We start from the raw sequence: 16,888 nt of genomic DNA, 5'->3' as shown, positions 1-16,888 counted from the left end.
GCCCGCGGCGGGAGCCCGTCGCCCCGTGACGTCCCGTTCTCTACCGGAATCGTCATGACCGCGCCGGCACAACGCCGGGTGTGACGACCTGGGTAGAGAACCCCGAGGGGGGACGGGCGCGCGGGCCGGCCGCCGTCGCCCGCGCCTGGGCGGAGGTGCTGGTCAGGCCGACGCGCTTCTTCCGAACGGGCGTCGCGCCCGGCGACCAGGCGCCCGGGCTCGTGTTCGCGGTCTGCGTCGCGGTCTGTTTCGCCGGCGGCCGGTTCCTGTTCGCGCCGGCGACGATCCCGACCGCGTTCGGCGGCCCCGGCGTGTCGGCGGTCGTGTCGCTGCTGTTCGTGGCCGTGTTCCTCGCGCCCGCCGCGCTCCACCTGACGGCCGCGCTTCAGACCGTCCTGCTCATCGCGCTCGTCAGGGACCGCGCCGGGATCAGCGAGACGGTCCAGGTGGTCGCGTACGCGAGCGCGCCGTGCGCGCTCGCCGGGCCGCCGGTCCCAGAGCTCCGAGCGGCGTGCGCGCTGTACGGGGCGGGGCTGCTCGCGCTCGGGATCCGCGAGGTGCACGCCACGTCGAGCGAGCGCGCGGTCGCCGCCACGGCGGTGCCCGCGGCGCTCGTGTTCGGCTACGGCTTCCGCGGGTTCGACGCCGCGGCGACGCTGCTGACCCGCTGGTACATCATCTGAGCCGCTGCGGGTCGACGCGGGACCCGCTCGGCCGTTCGACCGGCCGGCCGGGGCCCCCGATCCGGGGCCGGCGTGCGAACGCGGGACGCCCGACGGGACGGAATCGCCGACGGCGGCGGGACGCCCGACGGGGCCAGGTCCGTCGGCGTTTCGACAACCGTTTTAGGCAGGGGGCACTGGCTCCAACAAATGGGTACGTGTATCATCTGTGGTGCGTCCGTGGACGGGCGCATCTGCTCCTCACACGAGGAGGACGTCGTCTTCGAGTTCCGCGGCAACGACCCCGACCAGCTCGTCCCGAATCGCTTCTACAGCGGCATCGTCGACGGCTACGCCGACTTCGGCGTGTTCATCGACCTGTCGTCGAACGTCACCGGCCTGCTCCACCGCTCGGAGCTCGACCGGCGGATCGAGTCGCTCGACTGGGAGCCCGGCGACGAGGTGTTCGTCCAGGTGAAGAACGTCCGCGACAACGGGGACGTGGACCTCGCGTGGTCGATCCGCCAGTCCGAGCGGGAGTTCCGCGGCGTGCTCGTCCAGGAGGGGACGACCGAACGCGAGCGCGAGCCGGACGACGATGACGACGACGACGACGGTCCCGTCGTGACGCACACCCCGACCCCAGATAGCCCGGGCGGAGGCGACGAGAACGGCGAGGGCGACGAAGGGTCGGTCGACGAAACCGACGCCGACGCCGGCGGCGAATCCGGCGGCCGAGGTTCCGCCGACTCCGGCGGGTCGGGCGCGGCGAGCGCGGCCGCCGTCGAGGAGGAGGCGGCCGACGAGGAGTCCGGGGACGACGTCGAGGAGATCCGCGAGCGAAACCAGTCGCGGCCGGAGGGCGAGGCCGAGCGCGTCGGCATCGGCACGCTCTCGAACCGCGTGGGCGAGACGGTCCGCATCGAGGGCGAGGTCGTCGGCGCGCGCCAGACGGGCGGACCGACGGTGTTCGAGCTCCGCGACGAGACGGGCGTCGTCGACTGCGCGGCCTTCGTGCAGGCGGGCGTTCGCGCCTACCCGGACATCGAGGTCGGCGACATCGTGCGCCTCGACGGAGAGGTCGAGGTCCGGCGCAACGAGATCCAGGTGGAGACCGAGGCGCTCGCGGCCCTGGAGGGGGAGGAGGCCGAGGCGGTACAACGACGGTTAGCTGACGCCCTCACCGACGAGGCCCGCCCCGACGAGGTCGCCACCCTGGGCGAGCACCCGGCCGTCGAGGCGGTCGGCGACGACCTGCTCGACGCCGCCGAGGCGATCCGCCGCGCGGTCATCGAGTCGCGCCCCGTCGTCGTCCGGCACGCCGCGACCGCCGACGGCTACGTCGCCGGCGCCGCCATCGAGCGCGCCGTCCTCCCGCTCGTGCGCGAGGAGCACTCCAAGAGCGACGCCGAGTACCACTACTTCACCCGCCGGCCGCTCGACGAGCCGGTGTACGACATGGACGCCGCGACGAACGACGCGACGCGGATGCTCCAGGACCGCGACCGTCACGGCGAGCAGCTCCCGCTCGTCCTGCTCGTGGGCACGGGGTCGACCGTCGAGTCCGAGGACGGCCTCGACCTCCTGGGGGTCTACGGGGCGCGTCGCGTCGTCGTCGACGCCGCGACCGCCGACCCCGAGATCGCCGACGCCGTCGCGACGCTCGTCAACCCCGGGCTCGCCGACGGCGACGCGGACGCGGACGACCTGACCACCGGCGCGCTCGCGTCGGTCCTCGCGGCGACGGTCAACGACGACGTCGCCGACGACCTGGCGCACCTCCCCGCCGTCAGCTACTGGGAGGGGACGCCCGAGACGTACGCCGACCTCGCGCGCGAGGCGGGCGTCGACGAGGACCGCGTCGCGGACCTCCGCGAGGCCGTCGCGCTCGAGGCGTACTACCAGAGCTACGAGGACAAGCGCGAGCTCATCGCGGACATCCTGTTCGACTCCGAGGGCGGCGACCTCGCGGGCCACATCGCCGGCCAGTTCCGCGAGAAGCTCGAGACCGAACTCGAGACCGCCGAGGCGAACATCGAGGAGCGCGAGGTCGAGGGCCGCACGTTCGCGACGCTGGACGCCGACGCGTACAGCCACCGCTTCGATTTCCCGTCGACGACCCTCCTCGCGGACGAGCTCCAGCGCCGCGGCGACCGAGACGCCACGGTCGTCTACGGCACCGACGAGCTGTACGTTCGGGCTGACGACGACGTGGACGTGCGCGAGGCCGCCGGCGACGCCGCGATGGCGGTGCCGGACGCGGGCGTCACCGCCGTCGGCGTCCGCCAGGGCCGCGTGGAGTACCTCGCGGGCCGCCGCGACGAGGTCACCGACGCCGTCGTCGACGCGGTCGCCGGGCAGCTGAACTGAGCGCGGATCCCCCCGTTTCTGCCGTCCGTCCGCTGCCGGCTCGCGAGCGGGGCCGTCGAACTCCCGCGAGCCCGTGCGCCCGACGGCGACGCGTGGGACGGCCGGGCGCGCGGATCGACCCGCGCGAACGAAACTCTTACCCACCGAACGCGACCACTCACACCCAATGAGCGGCACCGCGGGGTCGGACCCCGAGCTCTCCGAGTACGCGCGGGAGTCCGACGAGCCGGAGGCGTTCGAGCGGGCCTGCCAGCGACTCGTCGAGCGGATCCTCGACGGCGAGGTCGACCGCGACGACCTCGAGTCCGCCAAGCTCGACGCCTGCTCGGAGTTCTCCTCCCCGAAGGTGCCGCAGAACACCGACCTGCTTCAGCGCGCCCCGGAGGGTCGTCGCGAGGAGGTGCGCGAGGTGGTGCGGCGCAAGCCCGTCCGGACCGCCTCGGGGGTCTCGCCGATCGCGATCATGACCTCGCCGCACACCTGCCCGCACGGGAAGTGCCTCTACTGCCCCGGCGGGCCGGCCTCGGAGTTCGACTCCGCCCAGAGCTACACCGGCCACGAGCCCGCGGCCGCCCGCGGCAAGCAGAACGACTACGACCCGTACGGCCAGGTGACGCTCCGGCTCGAACAGCTCCGCCACATCGGCCACCCCGTCGACAAGGCCGAACTCATCCTGATGGGCGGGACGATGACCGCGCGCTCGCACGACTACCAGGAGTGGTTCGTCAAGCGCGCGCTGCGGGCGATGAACGAGTACGACGTGAACGGGCGGCCCGACCCCGCCGAGGGCCGGAGCTTCGCGCAGGACCCGGACGAGTACGAGTTCGCGTACCTGGAGGACGTGAAGAGCCGCAACGAGTCCGCCGACGTGCGCTGCGTCGGCATCACGTTCGAGACGAAGCCCGACTGGTGCGACCCCGAGCAGATCGACCGGATGCTGCGCCTCGGCGGGACGAAGGTCGAAGTGGGCGTCCAGACGACCTACGAGCGCGTCAACCGCGAGATGCACCGCGGCCACGGCAACCAGGCCTCGGTCGACGCGAACCGCCGGCTACGCGATGCCGCATTCAAGGTGGGCTTCCACATGATGCCCGGCCAGCCGGGGATGACCCGGGAGATGTGCCGCGAGGACTTCCGACAGCTGTTCGAGAACCCCCAGTGGCGCCCGGACTACCTCAAGATCTACCCGACGCTCGTCGTGCGGGGGACGCGCGTATACGACCAGTGGCGCCGAGACGACTTCGAGCCGCTGGACAACGAGGAGGCGGCCGACCTCGTCGCCGAGGCGATGAACGAGATCCCGAAGTACTGCCGGCTCCAGCGCGTCCAGCGCGACATCCCCGCGGACTTCATCGACGCCGGCGTCTGGAAGTCGAACCTCCGCCAGCTCGCGGAACAGCGGGCCGTGGAGAGGGGGTACGAGCTCCGCGACATCCGCTCGCGGGAGGTCGGCCACAGCGACGCCGACCCGAACCCCGAGGACGTCGAACTCGACGTGCTGACGTACGAGTCCGGCGGCGGCGTCGAGCACTTCATCTCCTACGAGGACACCGAGCAGGACCTGCTCGTCGGGTTCTGTCGCCTCCGGTTCCCCTCCTACTCGCACGCCGCCCCCGGCGCGGGCCCCGCCGCCGACGGCGACCCCGTCCGCCGGGAGCTGGCCGACGCCGCGCTCGTTCGCGAGCTCCACGTGTACGGGTCGCCGGCGACGTTCGACGGCGACGACGGCGACGGCGACTGGCAGCACCGCGGCTACGGCCGCCGCCTGCTCCGCGAGGCCGAGGACCTCGCCGCCGACGCCGGCTTCCCGAAGCTGTCGGTCATCTCCGGGATCGGCGTCCGCGGCTACTACCGCGACAAGCTCGGGTACTACCAGGACGGCCCGTACGTGAGCAGGCGGCTGTGAGCCGGCCGGGCGGGGATCGCCGGCGGTCCCGCGGCGACGGTGACCACGCGGCACGGGAGAATCGAACCAGATAGCGCCACCGACGCGTTTTTGCGTCCCTGTTATCTCTCGGTCGTATGCAGTTCGCCTTCCTCGCCTCGCTCAGAGAGACCCTGGAGGGGTTCGTCACCGTGGAGGCGCGCGTTGCGGCGACCGTCGTCCTGGTGACGGCCGCGGCGGTCACCGCCCTCCTGTTGGCGCCGCGGACGGTCCGCGTCGTCCACCGGGTCGTCCGCGACCGGGTGCTCGGGGACGAGCGGGTGCCCGTCGAGGTGTCCGAGTCCGACTGGCGCCTGCCGGTCGCGGCCGTCGTGCGGACGCTCCAGTTCGCGGTGCTGCTCGGCGCCGGCCTCGCGACCCTCGTCGTGTGGGGGTACGTGGCCGTCGCGCTGGCGGCGGTCGACGCGATGGCGGCGGCGGTGCCGCGGATCCTCCGGCTGCTCGTGTCGGTCGGGCTCGTCGGCGCCGCGCTCGTCGCCATCGACGTGCTGGAGTCCCGACTCGACGACTACGCCGCCGAGTCGGAGGCGATCAACCAGCACCAGAAGGGGATCGTCTTCCGCGTGCTCCAGGTGTCCGTGCTGGTGGCGGCGCTCGTCGGGGGACTCACCGTCTGGGGCGTGAACCTCGGGGGCCTGCTCGTGGGCGCCGGCTTCCTCGGCATCGTCGTCGGCACCGCCGCGCGCACGACGATCGGCTCGCTCATCGCCGGGTTCGTGCTCATGTTCTCCCGCCCGTTCGAGCTGGGCGACTGGGTCGAGATCGACGGCGAGGAGGGGATCGTCGCCGACATCACCGTCATCAACACGCGCATCCGAACCGCCGGCGGCGAGGTGGTCGTGATCCCGAACGAGCGAGTGGCCAACGCCACCGTCTCGAACCGGACGCGGCTCGGCCAGCTCCGGCTGTCGACGGACGTGGGCGTCGATTACGACGCCGACCTCGCGACCGCGGAGGCGGTCGTGAGCGACGCGCTGGCGGACGTGAGCGAGATCGAGGACAACCCACCGCCGCAGGTGGTGCCGAAGTCGCTCGGCGACTCGGCGGTCGTGCTGGAGTGTCGGTTCTGGATCGACCGGCCGAGCGCGCCCAGGCGGGCGCTCGCGACCGCGGCGGTCGTCCGGGCGGTGAAGGCGGCGCTCGACGACGCGGGGATCAAGATCCCGTACCCCCAGCGGGAGGTCGCCGGGCGCGAGGAGACCGGCGGCTTCCGTATCGCGGAGGGGCGGGGCGACCCCCGCGACCTCGCCGCGCCCTCGACGGCCGAGGACTGACTCGCGCCGCGTCCCGCCGCCCACCGCCGTCTCCGACCGGTAGCTTTTGATGACCGCCGGTCGGTGGGGCGAACGTGTTCGAGGGACTCTTCGTCGACCTCGTCGGGACGAACCCCGTCGTGCAGGCGCTGGCGGGCGGGCTCGTCATCGCGGGGATGAACATGGTCGGCGCGCTGCTGGTGCTGGTCGTCCGCGACCCGTCCGAGCGGGCGCTCGACGGCGCCCTCGGGTTCGCCGCGGGCGTGATGCTCGCGGCGTCGTTCACCTCGCTCATCGTCCCCGGGGTGGACCTGACGGAGATCGTCGTCCCGGGCGTGCCCGCGACGGGCCTGCTCGCGCCGGTCCCCGTGCTGGCGGGCATCGTGCTCGGGGTGCTGGTGCTCGACCAGGCGGACCACTGGGTCCCGCACGTCCACGTCCTCGTCACGGGCCAGTCGCGCCCCGACCAGACCGTCGTGGACGCGAAGGTCGCGTCGGTGATCCTGTTCATCGTCGCCATCACCATCCACAACATGCCGGAGGGGCTCGCCGTCGGCGTGGGGTTCGGCTCGGGGGACGTCGCCAACGGCCTCTCGCTCATGCTCGCCATCGGCCTCCAGAACGTCCCCGAGGGGCTGGCGGTGTCCGTCGCCGCGGTCAACGCGGGGTTCGACCGCCGGACCTACGCCGTGCTCACCGGCATCCGCTCGGGACTCGTCGAGATCCCCCTCACCGTCATCGGCGCGGTCGCCGTCGCCATCGCCGCGCCGGTGCTCCCGTACGCGATGGGCTTCGCCGCCGGCGGCATGCTGTTCGTCATCTCCGACGAGATCCTCCCGGAGACGCACTCGCGGGGCCACGAGCGCGTCGCGACGCTGGGGACGATGCTCGGCGTGGTCGTGATGCTGTACCTCGACGTCGCGCTCGCGGCGTGAGCCGGAGCGTCCGCGGCACCGTCGAGACCCCCGCGACCGGGGGATCGAACCGCCGGAGATTGGGGTCGGAACCCGGGGTGGCGACGCCCTCGGCGGACGGCCGCCCGGTCGGGCTGGCGGTCCTACTCGCCCGCTAACGGTCGGCCGCGTCGGTCGAGACGCGTCACGGGGAGCCCGGCCCGCTCGGCGTGCTCGCGGACGGCGGCTTCGCTCTCGGCCCGGTAGTGACAGAAGGTTCCCGTGACCAGTCCCTCATCGTCCGTCAGCACGTCCGATTCCACCCACCGTATCCCGACGCCCTCCCCTCGGAGTTCCTCGAGGACCTCGCCGGACCGCTCGGCCGCCTCGTCGAGTTCCCGTTTTGCGATCGGTTCGTCCAGTTCTCGGAGGACGAGGAAGTCCTCCAGTTCCTCGTCGGACATATCTGCCACCGGTTAGGAACCGAACCGTGTTAACAGTTCACAGTATCGGGGGCCGCGGGCGGTCGCGGGGTCCGGGCGGCTAGTCCGCGCCCGCGCCGGCGACGTCCGCGATGGCCCCCGCGAGCACCCGCGTCGCGGCCGCGCAGTCGTCCCAGTCGGTCCACTCGCGGGGGTTGTGGCTGATGCCGTCGCGCGAGGGGGCGAACAGCAGCGCCGCGTCCGTCACGTCCGCGACGTGCATCGTGTCGTGGGCGGCCCCCGAGTGGAGGTCGAGCGTGTCGAGGCCGGCGTCCGCGCCCGCCCGGTGGGCGGCCTCGCGCAGGCGCTCGGCCATCGGCGTCGGCCGGAGGTCGAACGGGCGGGCGAACTCGGTGTCGACGCCGCGCTCGTCCTCGACCCGGGCGAGGGTGTCGCGGACGGCCTCGACCACGGTCTCCATCGAGTCGTACTCGACGTCGCGGACGTCGACGCCCGCCTCGACCAGCCCGGGGACGACGTTCGTCGCGTTCGGCGACACGTCCAGCGAGCCGACCGTCCCGACGGCGGAGTCGCTGGACGTGGCGACGACGCCGTTCGCGGCCGCCTCCACGTCGAGGACGAGCTCGGCGGCCGCCGCGAGCGCGTCGGTCCGGTCGTCCATGTGGGTGGCGCCGGCGTGGTTCGCCTCCCCGCGGATCGTCACCTCGCAGTGGGTGATCCCGGTGATGGTCGTGACGACGCCCACCGGGACGCCCGCCTCCTCCAGGGTCGTGTCCTGCTCGACGTGGAGTTCGTACCAGGCGTCCCACTCGGCGGCGTCGAGGCGGCCCTCGCCGCGGAAGCCGATCCCCTCCAAGGCCGCCTCCAGCGAGACGCCGTCGTCGTCCGTCAGCGCGAGCGCCTCCTCGACCGTGCGCTCGCCGGCGGCGACGGAGGAGCCGAGCAGGCCGTCGGCGAACCGCTGGCCCTCCTCCTCGGTGAACGAGACGACCGTGACCGGGCGGTCCGGCGAGACGCCGGCCTCCCGCATCGCGCGGACCGCCTCCAGCGCCGCGTAGACGCCGAGGGGGCCGTCGAAGATGCCGCCCTCGGGCACCGAGTCGAGGTGGCTCCCCGCGGCGACCGGGGCCGCGTCCGGGTCGACGCCGTCGGGCACCCACGTCCCGGCGACGTTGCCGACGGCGTCGACGGTCACGTCGAGTCCGGCGTCCGCCATGCGGTCGACGAGGTACTCGCGCGCCCGGCGATTCGGCTCGGTCCCGGCGAGGACCGTCCGGCCGCGACCCTCCGCGGCGTCGATGTCCCCGAAGGCGGCGGTCGCTTCGATGTCGTCGCGGAGGCGGTCGGCGTCGACTGAGATGGTCACGGGGGCGGGTTCGGCTCGCGCGGTGTTGGCTCTTTCCGAAGCGGGCCGAGCGACGAGCCGGATCGAGTCGCTGCCGACGACGGCGACGACCGCGCGGACGACGACGAGACCGCCCGCCTCATCCGCACACGCGGACGCGTTCACACGCTTCGACAAGACTTATTCGCGCGCCCCGGCACCGGTCGCGTATGAGCGACATCGTCGTCACCCTGCCGGACGGCTCGGAGCTGTCCGTCCCGGAGGGTGCCTCCGTCGAGGACGTGGCGTACGAGATCGGGCCGGGCCTCGGGTCGGACACCGTCGCCGGCGTCGTCGACGGGGAACTCGTCGACAAGGTCGACCCGGTCCACGACGGCGCGCGGGTCGAGATCGTCACCGATCAGTCCGAGGAGTACCTGCGCGTCCTGCGCCACTCGGCGGCCCACGTGTTCGCGCAGGCGCTCCAGCGGCTGTACCCGGAGGCGAAGCTGGCGATCGGGCCGCCGACCGACGAGGGGTTCTACTACGACGTCGCCGGCGTCGACCTCGACGAGGACGACTTCGAGGCGCTGGAGGCGGAGATGCGCGACATCGTCGAGGCGGACTACGACATCCGCCGCATCGAGCTCCCGCGCGAGGAGGCGTTCGCCGAGTACGAGGACAACGAGTACAAACGCGAGATCCTCGACGACGAGGCCGCCGACGAGGACGCGGTCTCCTTCTACGAGCAGGACGACTGGCGGGACCTGTGCAAGGGCCCTCACGTCGAGTCGACGGGCGAGATCGGCGCGGTGAAGCTGCTGTCTATCTCGTCGGCCTACTGGCGCGGCGACGAGGAGAACGACCAGCTCACCAGGGTGTACGGCACGGCCTTCGAGTCCGAGTCGGACCTGGAGGAGTTCCTGGAGATGCGCGAGGAGGCCGAGGAGCGCGACCACCGGAAGATCGCCCGGGAGATGGACCTGTTCTCCATCCCGACGATCACCGGCCCCGGGCTCCCGCTGTATCACCCCGCCGGCAAGACCGTCCTCTCCGAGCTCGAGGCCTACGTGGACGAGCTCAACGACGAGGCGGGCTACGGGAAGGTGGAGACGCCGCACGTGTTCCGCACCGAGCTGTGGGAGGAGTCGGGCCACTACGAGAACTACGAGGACGACATGTTCCTCTTCGACGTGAACGACGAGGAGTACGGCCTGAAGCCGATGAACTGCCCCGGGCACGCGACCATCTTCGATCAGGGCTCGTGGTCGTACCGCGACCTCCCGGTGCGCTACGCCGAACACGGGAAGGTGTACCGCAAGGAGCAGCGCGGCGAGCTGTCGGGCCTGTCGCGCACCTGGGCGTTCACCATCGACGACGGCCACCTGTTCGTCCGCCCCGACCAGATCGAAGCGGAGGTCCGACAGGTGATGGACGGCATCGAGCAGGTGCTCGAGACGTTCGATCTGGACGTGTCCGTCGACCTGGCGACGCGCCCGGAGAAGTCCGTCGGCAGTGACGAGGTGTGGGAGCAGGCCGAGTCGCAACTGGAGGCGGTGCTAGAGTCCTCGTCGCTGGAGTGGGGGATCGAGCCCGGCGACGGCGCCTTCTACGGCCCGAAGATCGACTTCTCGTTCGAGGACGCCCTCGGACGGTCGTGGGACGGTCCGACCGTCCAGCTCGATTTCACCATGCCCGAGCGGTTCGACCTCACCTACACGGGCGAGGACAACGAGGAGCACCGCCCGGTGATGATCCACCGCGCGCTGTACGGGAGCTACGAGCGCTTCTTCATGGTGCTCATCGAGCACTTCGGCGGCGACTTCCCGTTCTGGCTGGCGCCCGAACAGGTTCGGATCCTCCCCATCTCCGACGACAACCTCGGGTACGCCCACCGCGTGAAGAACGAGCTCTCGGAGTTCCGGGTCGAGGTCGAGGACCGCGACATGACCGTCGGCCGGAAGATCCGCGCGGCCCACGACGACCGCGTCCCCTACATGGTGATCGTCGGCGGCGACGAGGAGGAGGCCGAGACCATCTCGGTGCGCGACCGCTTCGAGAACGAGCGCAACGACGTCGAGGTGAGCGAGTTCGTCGAGCACCTGCGCGGCGAGGTCGACGGGAAGACCGTGAAGCCGGATTTCGTGACCGACCACGACGAGTAACGCCGGTCGGGGAGTTCTCCCCGTGAACCCGCTCCCGTACGGGGACGACCGGCCGATCCTTCGACGAGTTCCGCCCCCGGAGCGGCGCGACCCCCGTGGGTCCCGACGACGCGGTCGTGGACGGACGCGGGGACGGTCGGTACCCGGCTCCCGCAAATATCACGCCGGCGAATCCGTGGTAACACTTAACACCGAAACGGGCCAACGATCGGCCGATGGTCGGACGCTCCTTCGTCTGTCGCGAGTGCGGCCACAGCGTCAGCGTCCTCTCGTACCGAGCCACGTGTCCCGACTGCGAGGGGCCGCTCGAACAGCGGACCTGGGAGACCGCCTGACGGACGCGTGAGCGAGCCGGACGGCACCGATCCCGCGGCGATCCGGTCGCTCGCGGTGACGACCGACGACGTGCTGGCGGCGCTGGAGGCCCGCGACCGCGGGCGCCGCGACACCGTGTTGCGGGTCACGCCACCGTTCTCCGGACGGATGCGCGCGCGCCTCCACGTCGAGGGCGCGGAGGGCGAGTACGACGGGGAGAGTGAGCCGGTCCACGTCGAACCGCGCGCGTTCCTCCCCGACGACTTCCCGCGGTTCCCCGGTCGGGGTGCCGAGCGCTGGCGCTCGGCGGCGCGCGACTCGCTGCAAGAACGGGTCGAGATCGACGGCTCCGGCGGACCGCTGACGGTCCGGGTTCGATACCTCGGGTAGCTCCGGCCCCGTTACAGGCGCTGGAGGTTCTTCGCTCGCGGACCTTTCTCGGCCTCCTCGATGTCGAACTCGACTTCCTGTCCTTCCTCGAGGTCCGGGCCGCCGACGTCCTCCATGTGGAAGAAGACGTCCTCGTCCGCGTCCTCGGTTTCGATGAATCCGTAACCGCCAGTGTCGTTGAAGAATGCAACCGTGCCTGTCGCCATTCGCGTGTACCTCGACCTGAGATATGGCGGCTCCGGTATAAATATCTGTGGGTGGCGGTGGCACGGGACCCGGTCCGACACACCGTCGTGGACGAGTTCCGGCGGCGCCGACGCGACGGAGCCGAGGCCCGGCCGGTGCCGCATCCCCTCGGTCAGGGCCCTCGCCACACGCGCCCCGGCGGAGAGGCCGGGACCGCGCGGGCGTGGCCGACCGGCACCGTAACGCTGATAGGTGATAGCTCTAACAGCTAGAACGCCTACGGACGGCCGTCCCGTCGTGTGCCTCTCTCATCCCCCCCAGGTACGACGTGGCCCCCGTGGGCACTTTTGATCTCTCCCCCGACGCGACGCCGGAAGCGCCGGCGTCGCGGTCGGATCCGGCCGATCACGCCGTTCCCCTCCGCTGCTCACCTCGAACCGTCGCCGATCGGACGCGCCTTCCGCCCGTACCTGACGACGCCCTCCCGCTCGTAGACCCGTCTGAACGCCGCGCGGACCGCGTCGCCGGCGGCCACCTCGTCCGGGTCGGCCTCGCACACCTGCATCGGGAGACTCGCCGCGCCCCCGTCGCGCTCGAACCGGACGACCGCGACCGGGTAATCCCCCCCGCGCTCTGCCTGCCTGACGAACTCCGGCGGGGCGCCGCCGGGCGAGACGCCCGTGACCGTCTCGACGGTTCCCGTCCCCGGCAGCGCGACCGACTCGAACTCGACGAGGGCGTGACAGTCCGGACACGCCCCCTCCGGGGGGAACGCGAGCGCGCCGCAGTCCGGACACCGTCCCGCCTCCAGCCGGTACCGGGCGGGCGTCGACCGCCGCCACGTCGGCACGGACACGGCCGCGCCGCCCCCGGCGGGCGGGTCGTCGCTCGTCGTCAGCCCGCGGAGCCGCATCGCCTCCGCGTAGCCCACCTCCCCGCCGCCGTCGGCACCGTCGCCGACCGCCGCGTCGGCGTCGTCGCCGCCGAGGTCCCCGCCCCCCTCGACGGGCGCGAGCCCCTCGACCACGAGCGCGTCCGCCCCGGCGCCGCTCCCCCACCCCACGAGCAGCGTCCGGGTCGCCCCCGCGTGTAGGGCCGCGGCGAGCCCCAGCAGCGGCGCGGCCGCGCCCGCGTCGCCGAGCGTCCGGACCGGCGTCGAGACGGCATCGGGGTCGAGTCCGATCCCGCCGGCGGCGCGGGCGGGGAGGTCGCCGTCCGGCGCCGTGACGGCCAGCGCGTCGGCCGTCGTCGGGTCCGGCGCGTCGGCGTCGGCCGCGAGCAGGTCCGCCGCGACGGCGACGGGGCGCACGAACGCGGCCCGGTCGTAGGTTGTGACGCCGAGGCCCTCGACGGTCTCGCGTCCCGGGCGGCGGTACCTGGTCCCGGGATACTCCGCTGCCGCCTCCGCATCGCCGACGAGGGCCGCGCCCGCGCCGCGGTCGTCCGTCAGGACGACCGCCGCCGCGCCGGCGCCGGCGGCGTGCCCCTCCGGGGCGTTCGGCTCCCCGCGCGGCGCGTCGGCGGCGACGACCAGCGCCGGGAACGCCCCGGCGTCGCGTGCGCCCCTGAGCGCCCGCGTGGCGGCCCGCGTGCTCCGCCCGGCGTAGCGCGTCGTCGCGTCCGCGGGGACGCCCAGGGCGGCCCCGAGCCGCGGCGTCAGGTCCTCCTCGGCCAGCGGCGGCGTCGTCGTGGCGAACGCGAGCCCCGACAGCGCGCCCGTCTCGACGCCCGCCGCCGCGAGCGCGCGTTCGGCGGCGGCGACGCCCATCGTGAGCGCGTCCTCGTCGGGCGCCGGCACCGCGACCGCGTCGACGCCGCGGGCGCGGAAGCGGCCGGTCGCGTCGGCGACCTCGGACGCCGGGAGCCTGGCGGTCGGGACGTACGCGCCGACGCCGCGGATCCGTGCGTCCGCGTCGGGGCGGTCCTCCGACGGTCCCGCTCCCGCCCCGGGATCGGGGGCGCTCACGCGCCGGTCACCCCCTCGGCCTCGAACACGTGAACCACGGCCGCGCCGCCGGAGCCGCCGACGTTGTGCGTCAGCCCGCGTACGGGGTCGTCGAGTTGCCGTTCCCCCGCGTTCCCGGTGAGCTGGTCGAACGCCTCGACCGCCTGCCCGGCGCCGGTCGCGCCGATGGGGTGGCCCTTCGATTTCAGCCCGCCGGAGGTGTTCACCGGGAGGTCGCCGTCGGCGTGCGTGACGCCGTCCGCGACGAGGTCGGGGGCGTCGCCTCGGCCGCAGAAGCCGAGGTCCTCGTAGGCGAGCAGCTCGGCGATCGCGAAGCAGTCGTGCACCTCCGCGAAGTCGAGTGCCCCGCGCGGGTCGGCGACGCCGGCGGCGTCGTATGCCGTCTCCCCGGCCGACTCGCTCGCGGGGACCGCGGTGTAGGTGTCGCGCTGGAACAGCCCGACCCGGTCGGAGGCGGCGCCGACGCCGGCGATCCGGACCCGGTCGTCGAAGGAGGCCGCGACCTCCTCGCTCGCGACGAACGCGGCGGCGGCGCCGTCGGTCGTCGGGCAGCAGTGGTACAGCGTGAGCGGCTCGGCGACGACGTCGGCGGACTCGGCGTCCTCGACGGAGCACTCGAACCCGAGGTGGGCCTTCGGGTTCAGCGCCCCGTTGGCGTGGTTCTTCGCCGCGACCTCCGAGAACGCCCGGCGTGGCGCGTCGTACTCGCGGAGGTACGCGTCGGCCATCTGGGCGTACACGCCGGCGAAGGTGGTGCCGGCCATGCGCTCCCACTCCGTCTCGCCGGAGACGCCGAGCCAGTACTTCGTCGCCTCCGCGGCGGTGTCGGTCATCACCTCGACGCCGCCCGCGAGCACGAGGTCGGCCATCCCCGACTCCACCGCCATGACGGCCTGCCGGAGCGCGTAGCCGGAGGCGGCGCAGGCGTTCTCCACGCGCGTGCAGGGGACGCCGTGGAGGCCGACGTGTTCGGTGACGGCCGGGCCCGGGAGCCCGATCTGCCTGCCGCCCACGCCGAGCGTGCCCACGAACGCCTCGTCCACGTCGTCGGGATCGAGGTCGGGGGGTGCGGCCGCCTCGTACGCCTCGCGAAACAGCGTCCGGTACGTCTCCTCGGGGTACGAACCGAACGAGGACTGGCCCGCCCCCACGAGGTAGGCGTCGGTCATGCCCGTGAGGGCTTCCGCGGGGAGCGTAAGTCTTGCCGGTCGGAGCCTCCCGGGCGGCGCGACCCGAGACGCGGTTCCCGCGGCCGCGGACGGCGTTCCCGGACCCCGACCGGATCCCGGACGAATTCCGGACGGAGTTCGGAAAACGTCCATTACCCGGGCGGTCCTCGCCGGAATCGGGAGGCCCCCGCTGGCGCCGCGGCGCGAGGACGAACCCCCCTCACTGAACCGAACGATTTTTATTGTGAAACTCCGCCGATATCTCGGACAGATCGACCGACGATACGGGCGTTTCCGGGCTCGATAGGCCTGTGTACGGTCGAATCACACCTGCGAAAGACTTAATATACTGTTGTACGTAACGAGTGGTAAGGACGACGCGCACAGGCGGCCATTTTTGCCCTCCGCCCGCCCGTCGATCCGGGAGTACCCATGAGCGAGTCAGAAACCACCATCAGCGCCTACACGGAGCGAGAACAGCCCCCCGACGAGCGGACCGAGGAGCAGGAGCGGGAGTCCGAGCGCACGTGTCCCGAGTGCGGCGGCGCCGTCGTCGCCGACGAGGAGCACGGCGAGACGGTCTGTCGCGACTGCGGGCTCGTCGTCGAGGAGGACGCCATCGACCGCGGCCCCGAGTGGCGGTCGTTCGACCGCGACGGCGAGAGCAAGTCGCGCGTCGGCGCCCCCACCACGAAGATGATGCACGACGACGGCCTGTCGACCAACATCGGCTGGCAGAACAAGGACGCCTACGGCAACGCGCTCTCGGCCGAGCGCCGCCAGCAGATGCAGCGCCTGCGCACCTGGCACGAGCGGTTCCGCACGCGCGACTCCAAGGAGCGCAACCTCAAGCAGGCGCTCGGCGAGATCGACCGCATGGCCAGCGCCCTGGGCCTGCCCGAGAACGTCCGCGAGACCGCCTCCGTCATCTACCGCCGCGCGCTCTCGGAGGACCTCCTGCCGGGGCGCTCCATCGAGGGCGTCGCCTCCGCGAGCCTCTACGCCGCGGCCCGGCAGGCGAACACGCCGCGCAGCCTCGACGAGCTGACGGCCGTCTCGCGCGTCGACCGGATGGAGCTGACCCGGACGTACCGCTACGTGGTGCGCGAGCTGAAGCTGGAGGTCGCCCCGGCCGACCCCGCGCAGTACGTGGGTCGGTTCGCCTCCGACCTCGGCCTCTCGGACGAGGGCGAGTGGCGCGCCCGCGAGCTGCTGAAGACCGCCGGAAAGACCGGCGTCACGAGCGGGAAGTCCCCGGTCGGCCTCGCGGCCGCCGCCGTCTACGCCGCCGCGCTGCTCACCAACGAGGCGCTGACCCAGAGCGAGGTCAGCGACGTGGCCGGCGTCAGCGAGGTGACGATCCGCAACCGCTACAAGGAGCTGCTGGAGGCCTCGGAGGTCGGCGACGCCGGCGGCGGCGCCGACCGCGCGAGCGCCTGATCCTCCCGGCTCCCGGTCGACGCGGTCCGGTCCTTCGCCGGGCGGGCCGCCCGTTTTCCGAGTACGATGCCGACGAGCAGACGGCTCGCGCGCCGGCGACCCGGCCGGTTCGGTTCCGTCGGCGACCCCGAAACGCCCGCAAGCCTTTATGCGCCGGCCGAGCAACGTCGGCGAGTATGGTCGAGGCCTTCGTCCGGCTGTTGTGCCCCGAGTGTTCGAAAGACTGGGAGGAGGGTCCCCACGACCTCCCGGGTCACCGGGAGAACTTCTCGTGTCCGTCGTGTCACGCGACCCGGCGGCTCGCGGAGTTCATGCGGACCGAACGCGACCTCGACACCGTCAAGCAGTTCGAGTGACCGCCGACGGC

14 protein-coding genes are annotated in these 16,888 nt (G+C 72.6%); 9 read left to right on the top strand and 5 right to left on the bottom strand.

What is annotated here, in order from left to right; genetic code table 11:
* Window positions 1–80 precede the first annotated feature (80 nt).
* From ACQUQ1_RS08020 to ACQUQ1_RS08000, 5 genes are all read left to right on the top strand, one after another.
* Window positions 81–683 carry a YIP1 family protein gene (locus ACQUQ1_RS08020; protein ID WP_435063761.1) on the top strand — a complete coding sequence of 201 codons (603 nt, stop codon included), beginning with the start codon at window positions 81–83 and terminating at the stop codon, window positions 681–683.
* A 189-nt stretch (window positions 684–872) separates the two neighbouring features.
* Entirely contained in the window at window positions 873–3,032 is a 2,160-nt protein-coding gene (locus tag ACQUQ1_RS08015; RefSeq protein ID WP_435063760.1) for a DHH family phosphoesterase, read from the top strand.
* 166 nt (window positions 3,033–3,198) lie between these two features.
* Entirely contained in the window at window positions 3,199–4,938 is a 1,740-nt protein-coding gene (locus ACQUQ1_RS08010) for a tRNA uridine(34) 5-carboxymethylaminomethyl modification radical SAM/GNAT enzyme Elp3 (protein ID WP_435063759.1), read from the top strand.
* Window positions 4,939–5,054: 116 nt separating this feature from the next.
* Complete coding sequence (locus ACQUQ1_RS08005; RefSeq protein WP_435063758.1) at window positions 5,055–6,251, top strand: mechanosensitive ion channel family protein; 1,197 nt, start codon at window positions 5,055–5,057, stop codon at window positions 6,249–6,251.
* A gap of 74 nt (window positions 6,252–6,325) precedes the next feature.
* Window positions 6,326–7,165, top strand: coding sequence for a ZIP family metal transporter (locus ACQUQ1_RS08000; RefSeq protein WP_435063757.1), 840 nt, complete (start codon window positions 6,326–6,328; stop codon window positions 7,163–7,165).
* A 122-nt stretch (window positions 7,166–7,287) separates the two neighbouring features.
* Here ACQUQ1_RS08000 and ACQUQ1_RS07995 read toward each other — a convergent pair whose 3' ends face one another.
* Window positions 7,288–7,587, bottom strand: coding sequence for a DUF4242 domain-containing protein (locus ACQUQ1_RS07995; RefSeq protein ID WP_435063756.1), 300 nt, complete (start codon window positions 7,585–7,587; stop codon window positions 7,288–7,290).
* Window positions 7,588–7,666: 79 nt separating this feature from the next.
* The gene (locus tag ACQUQ1_RS07990; RefSeq protein ID WP_435063755.1) at window positions 7,667–8,932 is read right to left on the bottom strand and encodes a M20 family metallo-hydrolase; all 1,266 of its coding nucleotides are present in this window, start codon (window positions 8,930–8,932) and stop codon (window positions 7,667–7,669) included.
* A gap of 188 nt (window positions 8,933–9,120) precedes the next feature.
* Between ACQUQ1_RS07990 and thrS the strand changes: the two genes are divergently transcribed.
* Both thrS and ACQUQ1_RS07980 read left to right on the top strand, forming a co-directional pair.
* The gene (gene thrS / locus ACQUQ1_RS07985; protein WP_435063754.1) at window positions 9,121–11,055 is read left to right on the top strand and encodes a threonine--tRNA ligase; all 1,935 of its coding nucleotides are present in this window, start codon (window positions 9,121–9,123) and stop codon (window positions 11,053–11,055) included.
* A 342-nt stretch (window positions 11,056–11,397) separates the two neighbouring features.
* Window positions 11,398–11,760: a hypothetical protein gene (locus tag ACQUQ1_RS07980; RefSeq protein ID WP_435063753.1), complete on the top strand. Its 363-nt coding sequence runs from the start codon at window positions 11,398–11,400 to the stop codon at window positions 11,758–11,760.
* 11 nt (window positions 11,761–11,771) lie between these two features.
* On the opposite strand, the gene ACQUQ1_RS07975 is transcribed toward ACQUQ1_RS07980, so the two are convergent.
* The 3 genes from ACQUQ1_RS07975 to ACQUQ1_RS07965 form a co-directional block, all read right to left on the bottom strand.
* Entirely contained in the window at window positions 11,772–11,966 is a 195-nt protein-coding gene (locus ACQUQ1_RS07975; RefSeq protein WP_435063752.1) for a cold-shock protein, read from the bottom strand.
* A gap of 407 nt (window positions 11,967–12,373) precedes the next feature.
* Complete coding sequence (locus ACQUQ1_RS07970; protein WP_435063751.1) at window positions 12,374–13,912, bottom strand: zinc ribbon domain-containing protein; 1,539 nt, start codon at window positions 13,910–13,912, stop codon at window positions 12,374–12,376.
* Window positions 13,909–15,081 (bottom strand): thiolase C-terminal domain-containing protein, encoded by a 1,173-nt coding sequence (locus tag ACQUQ1_RS07965; RefSeq protein WP_435063750.1) that lies wholly within the window; start codon window positions 15,079–15,081, stop codon window positions 13,909–13,911. The genes ACQUQ1_RS07970 and ACQUQ1_RS07965 overlap by 4 nt, the downstream gene beginning before the upstream one ends.
* Window positions 15,082–15,513: 432 nt before the next feature.
* Here ACQUQ1_RS07965 and ACQUQ1_RS07960 point away from each other — a divergent pair, with 432 nt between their 5' ends.
* Entirely contained in the window at window positions 15,514–16,521 is a 1,008-nt protein-coding gene (locus ACQUQ1_RS07960) for a transcription initiation factor IIB (RefSeq protein ID WP_435063749.1), read from the top strand.
* 176 nt (window positions 16,522–16,697) lie between these two features.
* Window positions 16,698–16,877, top strand: coding sequence for a hypothetical protein (locus ACQUQ1_RS07955; protein ID WP_435063748.1), 180 nt, complete (start codon window positions 16,698–16,700; stop codon window positions 16,875–16,877).
* Window positions 16,878–16,888: the final 11 nt, after the last annotated feature.

Origin of the sequence: Halobaculum sp. EA56 (genome assembly GCF_051195075.1) — an archaeon.
Lineage (GTDB): Archaea > Halobacteriota > Halobacteria > Halobacteriales > Haloferacaceae > Halobaculum.
This window is presented reverse-complemented; position numbering and strand designations above follow the sequence as displayed.